The sequence below is a fragment of the Vibrio paucivorans genome (assembly GCF_054053395.1).
The window spans coordinates 419,608-438,178 of the sequence record NZ_CM133231.1 but is presented as its reverse complement, the minus strand read 5'-3'; the positions used below and the strand labels follow the sequence as shown (position 1 = coordinate 438,178).

General features: G+C 45.5%; 18 protein-coding genes. 11 read left to right on the top strand and 7 right to left on the bottom strand.

Translation table 11 applies throughout. From position 1 onward, the window contains the following. Positions 1–12: 12 nt before the first annotated feature. The gene (locus tag ACXABW_RS17110; RefSeq protein ID WP_457526449.1) at positions 13–1,236 is read left to right on the top strand and encodes an alpha/beta hydrolase; all 1,224 of its coding nucleotides are present in this window, start codon (positions 13–15) and stop codon (positions 1,234–1,236) included. A 31-nt stretch (positions 1,237–1,267) separates the two neighbouring features. Here the strand turns inward: ACXABW_RS17110 and ACXABW_RS17105 are convergent, their stop codons facing one another. The 5 genes from ACXABW_RS17105 to ACXABW_RS17085 are packed head-to-tail and all read right to left on the bottom strand — an operon-like array spanning position 1,268 to position 6,203. Next, complete coding sequence (locus ACXABW_RS17105; RefSeq protein WP_457526447.1) at positions 1,268–2,176, bottom strand: hydroxymethylglutaryl-CoA lyase; 909 nt, start codon at positions 2,174–2,176, stop codon at positions 1,268–1,270. Positions 2,177–2,189: 13 nt separating this feature from the next. Then, the gene (locus ACXABW_RS17100) at positions 2,190–2,987 is read right to left on the bottom strand and encodes an enoyl-CoA hydratase-related protein (RefSeq protein WP_457526445.1); all 798 of its coding nucleotides are present in this window, start codon (positions 2,985–2,987) and stop codon (positions 2,190–2,192) included. Positions 2,988–3,019: 32 nt separating this feature from the next. Next, positions 3,020–4,630 (bottom strand): carboxyl transferase domain-containing protein, encoded by a 1,611-nt coding sequence (locus tag ACXABW_RS17095; protein WP_457526444.1) that lies wholly within the window; start codon positions 4,628–4,630, stop codon positions 3,020–3,022. 10 nt (positions 4,631–4,640) lie between these two features. Further along, positions 4,641–5,810, bottom strand: a complete 1,170-nt coding sequence (locus tag ACXABW_RS17090) for an isovaleryl-CoA dehydrogenase (RefSeq protein ID WP_457526442.1) — start codon at positions 5,808–5,810, stop codon at positions 4,641–4,643. Between the two features lie 15 nt (positions 5,811–5,825). Then, positions 5,826–6,203, bottom strand: coding sequence for a MerR family transcriptional regulator (locus tag ACXABW_RS17085; RefSeq protein ID WP_457526440.1), 378 nt, complete (start codon positions 6,201–6,203; stop codon positions 5,826–5,828). A 396-nt stretch (positions 6,204–6,599) separates the two neighbouring features. Here ACXABW_RS17085 and ACXABW_RS17080 point away from each other — a divergent pair, with 396 nt between their 5' ends. The 7 genes from ACXABW_RS17080 to ACXABW_RS17050 all read left to right on the top strand — a co-directional run bounded on the left by ACXABW_RS17080 (position 6,600) and on the right by ACXABW_RS17050 (position 14,530). Then, positions 6,600–7,805 carry a thiolase family protein gene (locus tag ACXABW_RS17080; protein WP_457527210.1) on the top strand — a complete coding sequence of 402 codons (1,206 nt, stop codon included), beginning with the start codon at positions 6,600–6,602 and terminating at the stop codon, positions 7,803–7,805. 145 nt (positions 7,806–7,950) lie between these two features. Beyond that, positions 7,951–9,444, top strand: a complete 1,494-nt coding sequence (locus tag ACXABW_RS17075; protein ID WP_457526439.1) for a CoA-acylating methylmalonate-semialdehyde dehydrogenase — start codon at positions 7,951–7,953, stop codon at positions 9,442–9,444. Between the two features lie 46 nt (positions 9,445–9,490). After that, positions 9,491–10,648 (top strand): acyl-CoA dehydrogenase family protein, encoded by a 1,158-nt coding sequence (locus tag ACXABW_RS17070; RefSeq protein WP_457526437.1) that lies wholly within the window; start codon positions 9,491–9,493, stop codon positions 10,646–10,648. 104 nt (positions 10,649–10,752) lie between these two features. After that, complete coding sequence (locus tag ACXABW_RS17065) at positions 10,753–11,556, top strand: enoyl-CoA hydratase (protein ID WP_457526435.1); 804 nt, start codon at positions 10,753–10,755, stop codon at positions 11,554–11,556. A gap of 17 nt (positions 11,557–11,573) precedes the next feature. Further along, complete coding sequence (locus ACXABW_RS17060) at positions 11,574–12,797, top strand: enoyl-CoA hydratase/isomerase family protein (protein WP_457526433.1); 1,224 nt, start codon at positions 11,574–11,576, stop codon at positions 12,795–12,797. Position 12,798: 1 nt separating this feature from the next. Next, positions 12,799–13,713 (top strand): 3-hydroxyisobutyrate dehydrogenase, encoded by a 915-nt coding sequence (gene mmsB, locus ACXABW_RS17055; protein ID WP_457526431.1) that lies wholly within the window; start codon positions 12,799–12,801, stop codon positions 13,711–13,713. Positions 13,714–13,771: 58 nt separating this feature from the next. Beyond that, on the top strand, positions 13,772–14,530 hold the full coding sequence (locus ACXABW_RS17050; RefSeq protein ID WP_457526429.1) for an SDR family oxidoreductase: 759 nt from the start codon (positions 13,772–13,774) through the stop codon (positions 14,528–14,530). Positions 14,531–14,622: 92 nt separating this feature from the next. Here the strand turns inward: ACXABW_RS17050 and ACXABW_RS17045 are convergent, their stop codons facing one another. Together ACXABW_RS17045 and ACXABW_RS17040 are read right to left on the bottom strand one after the other, a co-directional pair. Beyond that, entirely contained in the window at positions 14,623–15,435 is an 813-nt protein-coding gene (locus tag ACXABW_RS17045) for a Cof-type HAD-IIB family hydrolase (protein ID WP_457526427.1), read from the bottom strand. 84 nt (positions 15,436–15,519) lie between these two features. Next, a complete protein-coding gene (locus tag ACXABW_RS17040) occupies positions 15,520–16,494 on the bottom strand; it encodes an integron integrase (RefSeq protein ID WP_457526425.1) in 975 nt (324 codons plus the stop codon). Between the two features lie 334 nt (positions 16,495–16,828). Between ACXABW_RS17040 and ACXABW_RS17035 the strand changes: the two genes are divergently transcribed. The 3 genes from ACXABW_RS17035 to ACXABW_RS17025 all read left to right on the top strand — a co-directional run bounded on the left by ACXABW_RS17035 (position 16,829) and on the right by ACXABW_RS17025 (position 18,515). Further along, entirely contained in the window at positions 16,829–17,275 is a 447-nt protein-coding gene (locus ACXABW_RS17035; RefSeq protein WP_457526424.1) for a hypothetical protein, read from the top strand. 379 nt (positions 17,276–17,654) lie between these two features. After that, a complete protein-coding gene (locus tag ACXABW_RS17030; protein ID WP_395342594.1) occupies positions 17,655–17,804 on the top strand; it encodes a hypothetical protein in 150 nt (49 codons plus the stop codon). Continuing rightward, entirely contained in the window at positions 17,805–18,515 is a 711-nt protein-coding gene (locus tag ACXABW_RS17025) for a hypothetical protein (protein WP_395342597.1), read from the top strand. The last annotated feature ends 56 nt before the right edge of the window (positions 18,516–18,571 follow it).

The window sequence follows — 18,571 nt, the reverse complement described above, 5'->3', positions numbered from 1 at the left end:
GAGCGTTTCATTATGAAGATGCTTGATGTCGCTTCGAAATGTGTGCGCCAATGTGTATTGTTGTCTCTAAGTGCGTTGTTGGTGGCTTGTAGTAGCGCGCCGGATTCACCAATGTACCAATCTTCTCCATCCATCGCAGAATACCAGCAACCAAGTTTTGGCCTTTATGTCTCCGAAACCCGCGAATGGTTGAAAGATAATCGAGTTTTTCATGGCGACGATAAGGAAAAAGAGCTCGCAGCCGTAATGCCTTATGAACTTATCCCAGATAATCCAAACGGTGAAGGGGTCTTGTTGGTTCATGGGCTAGGCGATTCCCCATATTCGTTTTCAGATATTGCTCAGTCTTTTTACAATCAAGGCTATCGAGTAAGAGTGCTACTGCTACCAGGCCACGGAACGCGGCCAGCTGATCTAATGTTGCCTGAGCTTAGTGATTGGAATGGTATTGTTGACCATCACGTCGCACTTTTTGAGACGAAGGTTGATAAATTGTGGTTGGGTGGATTCTCGACTGGGACAAACTTGGTGACGACCCACGCAGCTCAGAACCCGTCAATTTCTGGACTCATACTGTTTTCTCCTGCATTTGTGTCGAAAGATCCATTGGTTAAATACGCGACGTTCGCAAGTAAATTCATAGATTGGGCCGACAGAGATACCGAGTTAAATTACAGCCGTTACGACTCGCTAGCCATGCATGGCGCGGGCTTGTATTACCAATCAACTCAAGAACTTGCTGAAACGTTAGAAACTGAAACCATCGATGTACCTGCAATCTTAATGATGAGTGAGGCTGATGAACTCATCTCATCAAAAGCCGTCTACGATTTATTTCATTCTTCGTTTACTCACCCGAATAGTCAGCTGATTTGGTACGGTGAAAAACAGTATGCCGACGAGCGCTTTGTACTATTCCCAATGAACCGTCCGGATCTATACATTCATACTGGCTCGCATATCTCCCCGCTATACAGAGAAGTGAACCCTTTGTATGGCAAAGACGGAGAAATGCGTCGCTGCGGTAAAGTGAATGAAGAAGATGAGTTCAGCACGATTGTTTGCCCAGAGATGAATAACGTTTGGCACTCCGCATGGGGGCTTTTATACCGCGAAGATGCAGTAGGCGCCCGCCTCAGTTGGAACCCTTATTTTGATGAGACAATGGCAAGAGTGTTTGAAGTGATGGGGTCAAGTGCACAGCGTTCTGAGGCTAAAACTGCGACCAAAGAGTAGAATGACCTAAACGATTGAGGCCTAGCTTTTGCTACTTTTGTCCGTAAGCCAATGCGACTTTAGATGTTGGCTTACGCCCCAACACCCGATTGATAAACCAACTGGTTTCAATCATTTTATCTAGATCGACTCCGGTTTCAATTCCCAGTCCCTTGCAAAGGTAGAGCACTTCCTCTGTGGCGACATTGCCACTTGCGCCTTTGGCGTAAGGGCAGCCGCCTAGGCCACCAATGCTGCTATCAATTGTCCCAATTCCCATGTGCAGTGCTTGGTAGATATTGGCGAGAGCCTGTCCATAAGTATCATGGAAATGAACGGCTAGCTTTCCTTTATCAACATCTGTCATGACGGCTTCTAGCATGCGTGCGACACGAAGTGGAGTGCCAGTGCCGATAGTATCGCCCAAAGAGATTTCATAGCAGCCTAGATCTTGCAATTGTTTTGCGATGCTTCGAACTTGCTGTGGATTGGTACTACCGTCATATGGGCAGTCAACGATGCAGGATAAATAAGCTCTTACAGGAATTCCGAGTTGTTTTGCTTTTTCTACGACAGGGATAAAGCGCTGGATACTTTCGTCAATGGAGCAGTTGATATTCTTTTGGCAGAAACTTTCGGACGCCGAGGTAAAGATTGCGACTTCATTCGCTTTTACTTCTACCGCCGATTCTAACCCTTGAAGGTTAGGCGTTAACGCCGAATAGCAGATACCTGAGTGGCGTTGGATGCGTTCAAATACTTGCTTAGAGTCCGCCATTTGTGGAACCCATTTAGGCGAAACAAACGAACCAACTTCAATATACGACAAACCGGTTTTGGACAGTTGATCAACGAGAAGCACTTTGTCCTCTGTTGAGATTTGTACTTCATTTTGTAAGCCGTCTCTTGGTCCCATCTCTTTAATGGTGACTGATTGGGGAAGGGAAGTAGAGTTACTCATAGTTTTCATATCATCATTTCACCCAGTTAGGTAAGCGCTTTTCAAAATACGCATTGAGTCCTTCTTGCCCTTGCTCCGATACGCGAATATTAGCGATCATTTGACTGGTTTCATTGATAAGCGCGGTATCTATCGGCTTGGAATCACAAAGTTGGCATAAGGTTTTGGCTTTGGACAGCGCTGCCGGGCTATTTGAAAGGATCTGCTTAAGGATATGGTTAAGCGATTCTTGCAGTGTATTGTGTGAACATAAATAGTGAAGTAGGCCGATATCTACCGCGGTTTTAGCTTCGATTCGTTCTGCGGTGAGCATATATCGGCGAGCATGACGTTGGCCAATCGCTCGGCAAACATATGGCCCAATCGTTGCTGGAATTAAACCGATTTTTACTTCACTCAAACAAAAGATTGAAGACTCTGTTCCGAGCGCGATATCGCAACAACAAATAAGGCCAAGTGCACCGCCAAAAGCACTCCCATGAACAACAGCAATAGTAGGATGAGGAAAGTTATCTAACACCTGCATCAATTTAGCGAGTTGAACCGCGTCATCTTGGTTTTCTTGCTTTGATTTGTTGGCCATTGACTTCATCCAATGCAAATCGGCACCCGCTGAAAAGTGTTTTCCGTTACCACGTAACACAAGGCAGCGTATAGTTATATCCGAACTAAGAGTGTCTATCTCGCGTATAAGTGATTGAATTATAGAGGCATCAAACGCGTTACTCTTATCGACGCGATTGAGGGTAATCGTCGCAACGCCGTTATCGGTTATGTCTGTAAGAACAGTGTTGTTTGATGATTCTGCCATTTGAGTGATTCCCTCTCATAATCTTATCGTTATCACATGCGGAAGATACCAAACTGGCTATCTGGAATGGACGCATGTGCGACGGCCGCTAATGCTTGAGAAAGTACTGCACGTGTATCTTTTGGGTCGATAATGCCATCGTCCCAAAGCCGTGCACTAGCGTAGTAAGGACTGCCTTGTTCGTCATACATATCAATAATAGGTTGCTTGAAAGCACTCTCTTGTTCAGCTGTCCAATCTTCGCCTTTACGCTGTTTTATTTCTCGGGTTACTTGTGACATGACACCCGCAGCTTGCTCACCACCCATGACTGAAATTCGGGCGTTTGGCCACATCCACATTAGGGTTGGGTCGTAGGCGCGGCCGCACATTCCATAGTTACCCGCTCCAAATGAGCCGCCAATAACAATGGTAAACTTAGGTACATCTGCACACGCAACCGCCATGACTAACTTCGCACCGTGCTTGGCAATGCCTTCTTCTTCATACTTCTTACCAACCATAAATCCAGTGATGTTTTGCAAGAACAACAACGGAATTTTTCTTTTGCAGCAAAGCTCGATAAAGTGCGCGCCTTTTTGTGAAGATTCTGAAAATAAGATGCCGTTGTTCGCTACGATCCCAATTGGATGGCCGTCAATGTGGGCAAACCCGCACACTAATGTTTTTCCGTACAGAGCTTTAAATTCGTCGAACTCGGAGTTATCGACAACCCGCGCAATGACTTCTCGTACATCGAATGATAAGCGTAGATCGGCGTTCACTATGCCGTAAATTTCACCGGCATCGTATCTAGGTGGCGGCGCACTTGCTGAGTTTGAAGACAATTGGTTGGAATAGGGCACTGCACTCGAAACAGCCTGCTTTGCAAGGGTCAACGCTTCAACTTCATTTTGTGCATAATAATCGGCAACACCGGACTTTTTGCAATGTACATCCGCGCCGCCGAGCTCCTCGCCCGTAACCACTTCGCCTGTCGCGGCCTTAACCAGTGGTGGGCCAGCGAGAAAAATTGTCCCTTGGTTCTTAACGATGATCGATACATCAGCCATCGCTGGAATATAGGCGCCACCAGCAGTACATAAGCCAAGCACAACCGCTATTTGTGGTATCCCTTTCGCTGACATTCGAGCCTGATTGAAAAAAATCCGCCCAAAATGGTCTTTATCGGGGAAAACTTCAGCTTGATGAGGCAGGTTAGCGCCTCCAGAGTCAACCAAATAGATACAAGGGATTTGGCAACGCTCTGCGATTTCTTGTGCGCGTAAATGCTTCTTAACCGTCAACGGATAGTAAGTGCCACCTTTGACCGAAGGATCGTTAGCAATGATCATGCAGGTGATGCCATTTACGGTAGCGATACCCGCAACCACGCCGGCACAAGGAATCGGTTCATCGTACACTTTCCATGCCGCAAACTGCCCAACTTCTAAAAAGGTAGACTGGTCGTCGATAAGGGCCTCAATTCGCTCTCGAACTGGCAGTTTGCCTTTACCTCGTTGACGCGCAATGGCTTTTTCGCCACCCCCCTGTTTGATACAGGCGATATCGTCTTTTAACTGTCCGACTAAACGCTCCATGTTTTCCTGATTACCAGTAAACAGAGGCGTGGAGGTTTTAATTTTAGTAGATAGCACGGCCATGAAACCTTCCTTAGTTCGATTCTACGAATATCTCACGACCAATAAGCATTCGTCGGATCTCAGAAGTACCAGCACCAATTTCATAAAGCTTGGCGTCACGCAGTAGTCGGCCAGCTGGAAACTCGTTGATGTATCCATTGCCGCCAAGCAGTTGAATCGCATCAAGTGCCATTTGAGTAGCGAGTTCCGCCGAATAAAGAATAACGCCAGCTGCATCTTTGCGGGTCGACTCGCCTCGGTCACACGCGGCTGCGACGGTGTAAACATAGGCTTTCGCAGCATTCATTCGGGTGTACATGTCGGCGACTTTGGCTTGTACCAGTTGAAATTCACCAATGGAGCGGCCAAATTGTTTACGGTCGTGGATATAGGGAACAACAAGGTCGAGGCAGGCTTGCATAATGCCCAATGGACCCGCTGCGAGTATGACGCGCTCATAGTCGAGCCCACTCATTAGCACTTCAACGCCGTGGTTCACTTTGCCAAGCACGTTTTGAGTAGGGACTACACAATTTTCGAACACCAGTTCACATGTATTTGAACCACGCATGCCTAACTTATCGAGCTTTTGGGCATGGCTAAATCCTGCAAACTGCTTTTCGATAATAAACGCAGTAATACCGTGCGACTTTGCGTCGGGATCTGTTTTTGCGTAAACAATTAGAGTGTCAGCATCGGGCCCATTGGTAATCCACATTTTAGTACCGTTAAGCAGATAATGATCGCCATTTAGTTTGGCGTCAAGCTGCATGCTTACCACATCTGAACCTGCATTTGGCTCACTCATGGCAAGAGCTCCAACGTGGGAACCATCGATTAATTTGGGTAGATATTTTTGCTTCTGTACGTCAGTGCCGTTGCGAAATATTTGATTCACGCACAAGTTAGAGTGCGCCCCATAACTGAGCGCGACAGAAGCGGAAGCTCGGCTGATTTCTTCCATAGCGACGACATGCGCAAGATACCCCATTCCTGAGCCACCATATTGTTCTGATACCGTTACTCCTAATAGTCCCATTTCACCAAGTAGCGGCCAAAGGTGGTTAGGGAACTCGTTGTCGTGATCAATTTGGCTTGCGATAGGGGCTATGTGCTCTTGGGCGAATCCAGACACGTGGTCTCGAAGCATGTTTATAGTGTCATCGAGTCCAAAATTCAGAGAGTGATAATTGGAAATCATATTGCCTCCGACATTTTAATTTGGATTGGTGCGATTGAGAGCGTCAAGACAACGTGCTTTGGCAGTATCAAGCTCTGACATAACAGCGCTTATGTCGTCGAGTTGTGTTTGTAGAGACGCCTGCTTTTGGGCAATGATGTCGAGCATTTTGGTCAGCTGAGTATCGGTTTGATTGGTATCGTATAAATCAAACAATTCTCGAATTTCGGCAAGGGAAAACCCCAGCCGCTTGCCACGTAAAATGAGCTTTAGCCGAATTTTATCGCGGTGTTGATATACGCGAATACTCCCTTTTCGTTCAGGATGAATCAGATCCATATCCTCATAGAATCGGATACTTCTGGTTGTGATTTCAAACTCTTTCGCGAGCTCACTGATCTTAAATGTTTCCACTTGATGATCTCCCCAAAAGGCTTGGCATATAAGGCTTAACCAAGGGTGGTGTCGCTAATGAAGCGGACTTGATTACACACTATAAAACCTAAAGTAGATTGCGAATGTTGACGCAATCATTGGGCAAAACACATCTGATGTTAGGTGTTTAAAAATCTTGACATGTAATCAACTTGTTTCTTTACGTTTACGTAAATGTTAGTGCTATGCTTACGAAAACGTCAAGAAATTGCAGTACAGAAAATAAACAGGTTAGCTGCATTGAATTTGGCGACGACGATAGCGTTATTGGAGAAAGAACAGCGGTGAATTAATGCGATAGCTAACACGCACCAACAAGCCATCTGTAACCCAATAAATCGTCGGTAAATAGAAAACGGAATGTTAGAGGGCATGATGGACGAGAACATTTGGATTGTTTCAGCGAAACGAACACCAATGGGTAGCTTTCAAGGCGCTCTTGCCAACGTGCCTGGGCCTAAACTTGGTTCAATAGCGATTAAAGGCGCGCTTGCAGACGCTCATCTTCCAAACGACCTGGTTGATGAAGTCTATATGGGATGTGTGTTGCCCGCTGGTGTAGGGCAAGCGCCCGCAAGGCAAGCTGCGTTGGGCGCTGGGTTACCAGAATCCGTTGGCTGTACCACTCTCAACAAAGTATGCGGTTCTGGTCTTAAAACGGTCATGCTTGCGCACGATCTAATACGCGCTGGCAGTATCTCTTGCGCTGTTGCTGGTGGCATGGAAAGTATGACCAACGCTCCTTATTTACTGACCGAGTCACGTCAGGGCATGCGAATGGGGCACAAATCTACCTACGACCATATGTTTCTCGACGGGCTACAAGATGCTTACGAAGGTGAGTTGATGGGGGTTTACGCTCAGCAGACCGCCGATAGATTTGATTTAAGTCGTGAAAAGATGGATGAGTGGGCCAGGTTGTCTGTCGAGCGAGCATTAGCTGCGCAGAACAGCGGTAAATTTTCCTCTGAAATTTCTCCGGTCACCATTTCAGACAGACACGGCAATGAAATCATCATTAGTGACGATCAACACCCTCAATCAATCGATTCAGCCAAAATCCCTAAGTTACGTCCTGCGTTTTCCAAAGAAGGCACTGTAACCGCGGCCAATTCCAGTGCAATTTCTGACGGAGCGGCTGCGTTAGTGTTAATGAGTGAATCGGCCGCCAAAAAGCAGGGGCTAACGCCATTGGCCGTTATCGCTGGCCATGCAACACACGCTAGGCAGCCAAGTGAATTTACCACCGCGCCTGTTTATGCCATGCAGGCCTTGCTTGACAAGTTGGACTGGAAAGTCGATGACGTTGATCTTTGGGAGATCAACGAGGCGTTCGCTGTTGTGACACAAGTAGCTGTCGAGCAACTTGGTATCGCGGCTGAGAAGGTCAACATTCACGGTGGTGCGTGTGCGTTAGGCCACCCAATAGGCGCAAGCGGTGCAAGAATCTTAGTAACGTTAATTTATGCGCTAAAGCAGCTGGATATAGCGAACGTAAAACCATTACGAGGTGTAGCCTCTTTGTGTATTGGCGGCGGTGAAGCTGTCGCTATAGGAATTGAAGTACCGCGTTCTCATTGAGCTACGCGGTAAAAATCGGAGTCTAGAGCTGACCCGTGAAAGATCAACAGCCCCTAACATGCAACTACAAAATGTAGCGGGCTAGTCATATAAGTCGATAGCGAAGGTAATTAGAAAACGCATGTGAGCAGATAAGGATGGAATGATGGCTAAGTCAGTACCACTATTTATCAACGGTGAATTTAGAGAATCAAAAACCTCAGAATGGGTAGATGTCACCAACCCAGCAACCAATAAAGTTATTGCACGGTTGCCATGTTCGACGCCTGATGAAATGCAACAAGCTGTCGATGGGGCATTAAGTGCGTTCAAAACATGGAAAGAAGTGGCTGTTCCGGAGCGATCAAGGCTAATGCTTCGCTATCAACATCTACTCAAAGAGCACCACGATGAACTCGCCACGTTGCTGTCACAGGAAACAGGCAAGATCATATTAGATGCAAAAGGCGATGTTTGGCGTGGGATAGAAGTAGTCGAACAAGCCGCCAATATTGCCAGCAATATGATGGGGGAAGTGGTAGAAAACGTCGCAACGGACATTGATACCTTTTCGGTCATTCAGCCTCTTGGAGTGTGTTGCGGCATTACACCGTTTAACTTCCCGGCTATGATCCCCCTTTGGATGTTCCCAATCGCTATTGCCAGCGGTAACACCTTTATCTTGAAGCCGTCTGAACAAGTACCTCTCACTTCAATCCGGCTAGCTGAACTGTTTATGGAAGCTGGCGCACCAGAAGGCGTGCTTCAAATAGTGCACGGCCGTAAATCTGAGGTCGACTTCCTCCTAGAACATAAAGATATTCAAACCATCTCATTTGTTGGCTCTGTTTCAGTCGCGCAGTACATCTACCACAAAGGTACTCAACACTTCAAACGAGTACAGGCATTCGCTGGGGCGAAAAACCATATGGTTGTCATGCCCGATGCAAACAAAGAACAGGTGGTAAGTAACTTAGTTGGTGCTTCTGTTGGTGCTGCTGGGCAGCGGTGTATGGCTATCTCAGTGGCGGTATTTGTCGGTGACAGCAAAGCGTGGATTCCAGACCTAAAACAAGCCATGTCGAAAGTCGGTCCGGGGGCTTGGGATAACGACGACGCAGGTTACGGCCCGTTAATCAGTAAAACTGCGAAAGAACGCGTGCTTAGGTTGATTGCAGAAGGTAAGGCGCAGGGGGCAACGTGCGAATTAGACGGCAGTGAATGTTCGATAGAAGGTTACCCTGACGGTAATTGGGTAGGACCGACACTGTTTAGCAATGTGTCCACTGAGATGTCGATTTATACCGAAGAAATATTTGGTCCTGTGCTGGTCTGTATTGAAGTCGACACACTACAAGACGCCATCGAACTAGTGAATCGTAATCCTTATGGCAATGGGACATCTATCTTTACTGCGAATGGCGGCGCTGCGCGCAAGTATCAACATGAGATTCAAGTTGGCCAAGTCGGTGTAAATGTACCAATTCCTGTACCTCTACCGTTCTTTTCATTTACGGGATGGCGCGGCAGTTTTTATGGCGATCTCCACGCCTATGGTAAGCAAGCCGTGCGTTTCTATACCGAAACCAAAACCGTCACTCAGCGTTGGTTTGATGATGACATTCCAACAGGCCCGAATATGACAATCCAGTTAAGGTAATGCCCTAAACAAAGATGGCGATAAACAAGCAAGGTAAGGAGTTCCTATGGATTTCGAACTTAGTGAAGACCAAAGAGCATTTAGTGACACAGCGTATCAGTTCGCCATGGATAAGCTCGCGCCGATGGCTGCTACTTGGGATGAAGAACATATCTTTCCTAAGGAGGTCATTCGTGAGGCCGGCGAGTTAGGGTTCTTAAGCCTTTATACGCCGGAGGAGGCGGGTGGCCTTGGGCTCAGCCGATTAGATGCTTCAATCGTATTTGAGCAACTTTCCAAAGGTTGTACTTCTACCACTGCCTACATGACGATTCACAACATGGTGTCGTGGATGGTTGCTAGTTTCGCAAGTGAGCAAGCCAAGCAACACTTTTGCCCTAAACTCATTACTGGTGAATGGTTAGGTTCGTATTGCTTAACAGAGCCTAACGCTGGCTCAGATGCGGCGTCGCTTGCTACAACAGCACAAAAGCATGGGAACAAATACTTACTCAATGGCGGTAAAGCCTTTATATCCGGAGCGGGTGAAACCGATGTATTGGTTGTGATGGCTCGAACAGACATTAACCAACTCGGAGCTAAAGGTGTATCGGCATTTGTGATTCCCGCGGATACACCGGGAATCAGTTACGGCCGGCCAGAACCTAAAATGGGTTGGAACAGTCAGCCAACGAGAGCCGTTACGTTCGAAAACGTAGAAGTTCCCAACGACTACTTACTAGGTGAAGAAGGTGAAGGTTTTAAGTTCGCGATGAAAGGGCTCGATGGTGGCCGGATCAATATTGCTACTTGCTCCATCGGCACTGCGCAGCAAGCGCTAAATAATGCAACCCAGTACCTTCAAGAGCGAAAGCAATTTGGTCAAAGCCTCTCTCAATTCCAAGGGCTGCAATTTAAGTTGGCTGATATGGCTACAGAGCTAGTTGCGGCGCGTCAATTAGTAAGGTTAGCAGCATCCAAACTCGATAATCAAAATCCAGATGCCACAACGTATTGTGCGATGGCCAAACGCTTTGCCACCGATGTGGGCTTTAAAGTCTGTGATCATGCCTTACAGCTCTATGGCGGCTACGGATACATCAAAGAATACCCAATGGAACGCTTCTTCCGCGATGTTCGTGTCCATCAAATTTTAGAAGGGACCAATGAGATCATGCGATTGATCATCACCAGACGAATACTGTCGGGGGACGAACTTACTTAACCGGCTGTAAGTTTTCGTTCACGAGTTTAGTCCTAACTTATGTTGGAATGTCGAGAGTATTCAAAGAATGAAGCAGTAGATAACAGACGCAAAATGCTAGGAGAATGCCAATGAGCCAAAAAGCCAATGACAGCGTTGCAGCGATAGAAATGAAGGTCATCGGGCACGTTGCGCAGCTAACAATGAATAACCCGCCAGCAAATACATGGACGCAAGACAGCCTGACTCAACTTAAAGCATTAGTAGAGTCGTTAAACCATGATAAGAACATTTATGCGTTGGTGCTAACTGGCCAAGGTGAAAAATTCTTCTCCGCAGGTGCCGATCTAAATTTGTTTGCGGATGGCGACAAAGCGATGGCTTCGACGATGGCGAGGGTATTTGGCGAAGCGTTTGAAGCACTGTCTTCTTTCAGAGGAGTCTCTATTGCTGCAATCAATGGTTATGCCATGGGAGGCGGACTTGAAGTTGCGTTAGCTTGTGATATTCGAATTGCAGAACGACAAGCCGTGTTAGCGTTGCCGGAAGCGAAAGTTGGACTGCTGCCATGTGCCGGTGGTACGCAAAACCTTACAGCACTAGTCGGTGAAGGTTGGGCAAAACGCATTATTCTCTGCGGGGAACAGATCAAAGCTGAGAAAGCATTAAACATAAGGCTTGTCGAAGAAGTGGTGGAGCAGGGGCAATCTCTTGAAAGTGCAATGAAGCTAGCGGAATCGGTAGCCAATCAATCTCCGTTATCGGTGACCGCATGTAAAACATTGATTCAGATTACGCGTGGTGCAACCCAGCAACATGGTTTGGTCAAAGAGCGAGATTTGTTTCTCGACCTGTTTGATACCCAAGACCAGAAAGAAGGCGTACAAGCGTTTTTGCAAAAACGTAAACCAGAATGGAAAAACGGTTAAACCGCAAGGTATAGCGTATGGCAATTAACGGTAAAAAGGTTCAAAGAAGCTCAGATCTAAAAAGAAAAACGGAGATACCCAAAGGTGCGGGTCAAGTGGCATTTCGTGAATTGCCGTGTGAAAACGGCTACTCAAAAATTGCCATTGCGACACTCGATAATCCTGGCTCGTTGAACGCGCTCTCATTCCATATGTTGGTAGAGCTAAAGCAGCAACTGGAACAATGGCAGCGAGACCCAAGCATCGCTTGTGTGGTGCTAGAGGGCTCGGGTGAAAAAGCGTTTTGCGCAGGCGGTGATGTACGTGCAATGTATGACGTGATGTACACAAAAAGTAAAGCCGAGGCACAAGAATTCTTCGAGGCCTATTTCACCGTCGAATACCAGTGCGACTACCTTATACATACTTATAGCAAGCCTTTGATTGCTTGGGGTGAAGGTATCGTCATGGGCGGCGGGATGGGGCTATACATGGGCGCTGAATTCAAAGTCGTTACACCAAAATCCCGACTGGCGATGCCAGAAATTAATATTGGGCTTTACCCAGATGTCGGCGGGACATGGTTCCTCAACCAATTGGACCAAGGTGTCGGGCTGTTCTTAGGTTTGACGGGCAGTATGGTTAATGCGACGGATGCTGAAGCAATAGGATTCGCCGACGCGGTGATATTGCCAGAACACAAACAGAACTTATTTGAGCAACTGCAGCACATTGGTTGGGAGGCGCTTGACGATGAATCTCAAGCAGTAAAAGAGCTCATTTATAGTCTATCTAAAATGGCGTCGGCAGATAAACCAGACCCACTCTTAACACCTTATCTAGACGCCGTGAAGTTCGCTTGCATGATGGGTGACACTGTCACTGTGGTCGGCGAAATTTTATCACTTGATGTCCCGACTACAAGCCCTTCGTATAAGTGGTTTGAATCTGCTAAGTCCGCGCTGCGTTCAGGTAGCCCTATTACTGCGCACATTTGCTTTGCGCAAACCCACCAATACCGCTCGTTATCTTTGGCGGACTGTTTCCGATTTGAACTTAGTTTGTCAGTGCGATGCGGATTACTTGGCGAGTTTCAAGAAGGGGTACGCGCGAGGCTGATAGATAAAGATGGCAACCCCAATTGGCTTTACAAAGGCGTTGATGAAGTACCGAACACTACGATGGATGAACTTTTTGCACCGCTCTGGACAGAATCTCAGCATCCATTAAGGGCACTAGGACAAATCCAAGAGGAGCAATAACATGGCTAGCAATAGTATTGCGTTTATCGGGCTTGGCAACATGGGTGGCCCGATGGCGACCAACTTACTCAAAGCAGGAATGGCCGTAACGGTCTTCGACTTAAACGAAGAAGTGACGAAACCATTAGGTGATCTCGGTGCGGTCGTCGCGTCTAGTATGGAACAAGCAGTATCTGAAGTTGCAACCGTTGTGACCATGTTACCTGCTGGGGTTCATGTTCGAGCGGTGTATTTAGGCGATCATAATGGCAATAAGGGTTTGCTATCGCTGGTGAACGCGGGAACTTTCCTTATTGATTCTTCAACTATCGATCCCGATAGCGCAAGATTGGTAGCCAATGAAGCGCACAAAAACAACTTAGAATTCGTCGATGCACCTGTTTCTGGCGGCGTAGCAGGAGCAGTGGCAGGTACGCTTACTTTTATTGTGGGCGGATCAGATTCGGCTTTCAGCAAAGCAGAAGCTGTGCTGAAACATATGGGTAAGAACATTTTCCATGCAGGGCAGGCAGGTGACGGGCAGATGAGTAAAATCTGTAATAACCTGATGTTGGGTATTTTAATGTCGGGCACGTGTGAGGCGCTCAATCTAGGTATCGAAAATGGGCTCGATCCAAAAGTGCTCTCTAACATCATGCTGCAAAGCTCGGGTCGGAACTGGGCGTTAGAGCTGTATAACCCTTGCCCCGGTGTGATGGAAAATGCGCCCGCAAGTAATCAATACCAACCTGGATTTATGTCTAAGTTGATGCTCAAAGATCTTGGCTTGGGGCTAGATGCTGCATCGAATAGCCAATCGCCTGTACCTATGGGCTCACTCGCTAGAAATCTATACGCATTTCATAACGCCCAAGGCAACGAAGAGCTCGACTTTTCGAGTTTGTTTGAATACTACCAAAGCGGGAAATCAAGTTAAGCGTTTCGACGTGGAAACAGCTTAGTTGAACAACGATTACAGCAAAGGATTATAAAGAATGAACCTTAAAGAGAGTGTGATTGCAATTACTGGCGCAGGCCAAGGGCTGGGGCAAATGATGGCGGTGACGTTAGCGCATTCTGGTGCTGAACTCGCTCTACTCGACGTTAACGAACAAGCGTTACGCGAGACCCAAGAGCAATGTCATATGCTAAGCACCAAAGCGATGATTTACACGGTGGATGTTACTAACGAGCAGGAAGTTGAGCACACTTTTGACCGGGTGGTTTCAGACTTTGGGCAGTTAGATGGGCTTATCAATAATGCCGGCATCCTTCGTGATGGGTTGCTCGTTAAGTCCAAAGACGGTGAAGTGAGTAAGATGTCCCTCGAGCAGTTCAATTCGGTTATCAACGTTAACTTGAATGGGACATTTTTGTGTGGCCGTGAAGCGGCAGCCAAAATGATAGAAACCAACCGTAAAGGTGTCATCATCAACATTTCGAGTGTTGCGAGGGCTGGTAACATCGGGCAAAGCAACTATTCAGCCTCGAAAGCCGCAGTCGCCGCGATGGCAACGTGCTGGGCGAAGGAACTCGCTCGGTATGGGATACGTGCTGCAGCTATTGCTCCCGGGATCATTAAAACCGCGATGGCGGACTCTTTAAAACCAGAAGCGATCGACAGGCTTAACAAAATGGTACCTGTGGGCAGAATAGGTGACCCCGCAGAGATTGCCCATGCTGTGAAATACATCTTCGAAAACGACTATTTCACAGGCCGAGTTCTGGAAGTCGATGGCGGAATGAGAATGTAATGTTGCGAAAAAATGGGAGCTACTCACTTGATTCGCTGAGTAGCTCCCTTTTTACGTGTACTAGCTCTTATTGCGTAAACCTATTTAACAGGTTATGCGATGGCTTCTGAACGCAGTGTTTGTTTTAGAACTTGTAGTACACCAGATTCCTTGTTGCTTGGCGCTGAAAAACGAGCAATCTTCTTTACGCCTTCGTGAGCATTTTCCATCGCGTAAGAGTGGTAACTTTCTTTAAGCATCTCTGCATCATTAAAGTAATCACCAAAGCTCATTGTTTGCTCATAGGTAAATCCGAGGTGCTGTTGTAAGAAGCGGATAGCAGCCCCTTTGGAAGCTTGGCGATTCATCACATCCAACCAAATCTTTGCACTAATCACTACCTGATGTTGCTGGCCAAATTCGGTATTGATCGACGGGTGAACATGTTTTTCAGCACCATCAAAGTGACAGATAGCTACCTTTACAAACTCATCATCAACATCGAGTAGGTCACTGACCACTTCACGCCTGTGGTAATACTTCTGAATCTCTTCTAGTGCTTGTGGGTCTTGAGTTTCAATATAGGCCGACTTTTTACCGCATAACACGATATGTGCGCCATTAACTTTACGTGCATCGATAATGATCTTGTGAATTTCTTTGGTATCAATCGTACAGCTGTAAAGCTCTTTCCCTTGGTGCATCACTATGGTGCCGTTCTCAGCGATGAACATCATGCGATCTTTAATTGGTTCGAACGTTTCCAGCAAGCTGTAATACTGCCTGCCAGAGGCCGCCGCAAAGATAATGTTTTGTTCTTCTAACTTAGGAAAGATTTCATAAAACTCTGGGTCGAGTTTACCTTGTTCGTTAAGTAGGGTGCCGTCCATATCGGACGCAATAAAGCGAATAGTGTGTGATGTCATGGATATGTTGTCGCCTAGCGCGCGTGCAGCAAATAAGAAGCCGTAGGATACCAAAATTTGCTCTAATTGGTTCGCGTTTGGTGCTTATTTAACAAATATTTTGGAGAGCGGACTGACGACGCCATTCGCACCTCTGTCGATGATGTGAGTGTATATCTGAGTTGTTTTGATGTCTTTATGTCCTAACTGTTCTTGTACCGTTCTTATATCAGCGCCATTTTGGAGTAGGTGTGTCGCAAAGGAATGCCTCAACGTATGGCAAGAAATGCTTTTGTGAATGTCTGCCTTAGTGCATACGACTTTTATGTGCTTTTGAAGTGCAGTCGGGTGAATATGGTGTCTTCTCAACTCGCCAGACGATAAGTCTTGAGACAGCCGACTTGAAGGGAACAAAAACTGCCACTCCAATGATGTTTCTGCGTAAGGGTATTTCTTTGCTAGCGCGTTAGGTAGATATACACCGGAATAAGCACTGTTGTTCACATCTTGTCGAAAGTAGTCGTTGACTGTTTGCTGCTGCTTCTTGATGGCAGGAAAGAGTTCAGGGGCCACTGTGACAATACGGTTTTGCCCGCCTTTGCCTTGCCATATACGTATCGACTTATACTCAAAATCGATATCTTGCACACGTAAGCGTAAACACTCCATCAAACGCAATCCTGATCCATACATTAATTGATAAGGTAACTTATAGAGTGGAGAACATTGGGTAAAGAACCGTTCAATCTCTTCCTGACTCATTACTGTCGGTAGTTTCTTTGATTTGTCGGAACGCCGAAACTGCATGTCTAAATCAATAGGTTCCTGAATTATTTCCCTATAAAGAAATACCAAAGCATTAAGGGCTAATCGTTGAGTTTTTCTTGCATAGTTTTTGTCGACAACTAAATGAGACAAGAAGTCTTCAACGTGTTGAGATTTTAATGTTCTAGGGTGTTGCTTGTTGTGATAAAGGATGTATTGGTGAATCCAATAAATATAGGCTTGTGTTGTGCGCAAAGCATAATGCCGGCTAAGCATGTGCTCTTTGATGAACGTTAAAAAAGGGGAGTTACTCATGCTAAGGTGTACTGGTTGTATATACAGCATAAGCGGTCTGGCACATAGTGTCATGTTATACAGAAATATTCTGTATTTTGTCTTACAACAAATGAAGTATAGTCCCTAACTGACTGTTAAATTTCATAAAAGAGAGGTATGGTGAGTGATAACGTAGGTGTTAGACAGAAAAAATCTATATTTAAATGCTGAATCTTTCTGTCTAATAACTGTTATGTGCAAATTTTCCAAGAGTTTCCGTATAGGTAACAGTCATTTATCTCAGCTTTAGTTGCGTTCGTGCATATACAGTTGTACTTTCAAGTGATCAGAACTTGAGAGCAATCACTTAGCTATGAAAAGGAAAAAACTCAAAACAGTAGATGTCTTGATTGACGAATATTTAACTTGTGCTAAGTCAGTCAACGAGGCTAATTTTCGACTCATTCAATCTAAAAGCGGTTTCAGAAATAGGAAGATTAAGCTAAGTATCGAAAAGGCTCTCATAGAGTATGAAAACTTTATCGTGGTGCTTGAGGAGTTAGAACCGTCCTTTATCGGTGACTTAGAGACCTATTACCATACTGACATTGCTCTTTTGGGGATAAAGCAAGTTAATCAAGACGCAGCGACACGAGCGAGAACCGTTTTTCTTGATAGTCTACAGCGCTTTAACAGTACCATATGCACAAAAGAAGAGAGTATTAACTTCAACCAAACGACTAATTTGGCAAGACTAAGTATCCTGATTGCTGCTCTTTCATTTGTGATTAGTTTTGGTTACTCAATACTAGTGACTTAAAATTTACACATAACAATCTGTTTAAGAGTGATTCGCAACGCGCGGCATTTTCACTATGCGTTGCGTTTGGTGTTTAAGGTGGTATGCAGGAGCTTCGGTATTGCGTTGCTCACACCTTAACAGGGCGTTAGCTTCTCATCGTAACCATTGCTTATGTACTATTAAGCTCGTTTTTTGTTCGTTATTGCATGTTTTCCTTCCTTAATACGGACCTTTATGTACTGGTTTGGTTCCCTTTGTGTACTATCTGTTTGTGTGTTAACTTACTGTATAAAAAGAGAATGTTATAAATATCTGTTTGTAATTTTCAATACTGTCTCTAGAAAGGATATCCATACCAATTTAAAATTTTTGTATTGAAATTGATTTGAGGTGTCCTATGGATGGTGTTTTAGAGGTAGTTAGTTCTGTTTTAGGGTTGCCGACAGAGAAACTAGCCTTAGTTATTGCAGGTTTGTCTTTAATGGTTGTTTTAGTCGCTTTGCGCCTGATTTCATCAGTGCTTAGTGAGGGAAGAGGGAGTAAATAAGTGAAAGAGTGGTCGAAAATGCCATCTTCTGTATTTATGGAGGCGAGTGATTCGCCTCTTAGATACATGATTTGGTCAGGCGAGAACAAATCAGACTATATAGCAGCACTGATGCTCTACATGGTGTTAGTACATCATGTTAATGAGCAAAATAGCCTCCTCAATGGTGAAGCAGGAACGGTCAGTCTTTCCTATGAGGCACTTTGTGAATTAACAAACATAAGTCGAACTAAAGTTTCTAAAGGTCTTGATGTGCTTGAGCGCTACGACTTAGTGAAGCGAACTACCGTAGGGCGAATAAATGTATATGAAGTGGTTGGCTATCTTAGTTATAGCGGTTGGGCAAAATTGCCTGCGAAAGGGGTATATGACAAAAACCTATCTCATGTTGAGGCATTCAAAAGTTTTAAACTAAGAAGCAAATCGGAGCTGAATGCTCTAAAAATTTATCTAGTTCTAGTAGCGTTTCGGGATGACCTGACAAATCACACAATGTTAGGTTATGACAAAATATCAGAATATGCGTTCGTACAACGTAACGATATAAAATCAGCTCTGTCTTTACTTGTTGCAATGAAGTTTATTCACATTGACTCGATTGCTACTGAGCACAATGCATACAGTACAAACAATGTGTATCGCCTGTGTTATCTTGAGGTATATAAACACAGAGGAACAAAAGCTCTTAGTGAGTTTATTGCACAAAGCTAACAAAGCGTTTAAGGCAGATTCGCAACGCGTGGCATTTTGGGTTTTATTCAGCTTAA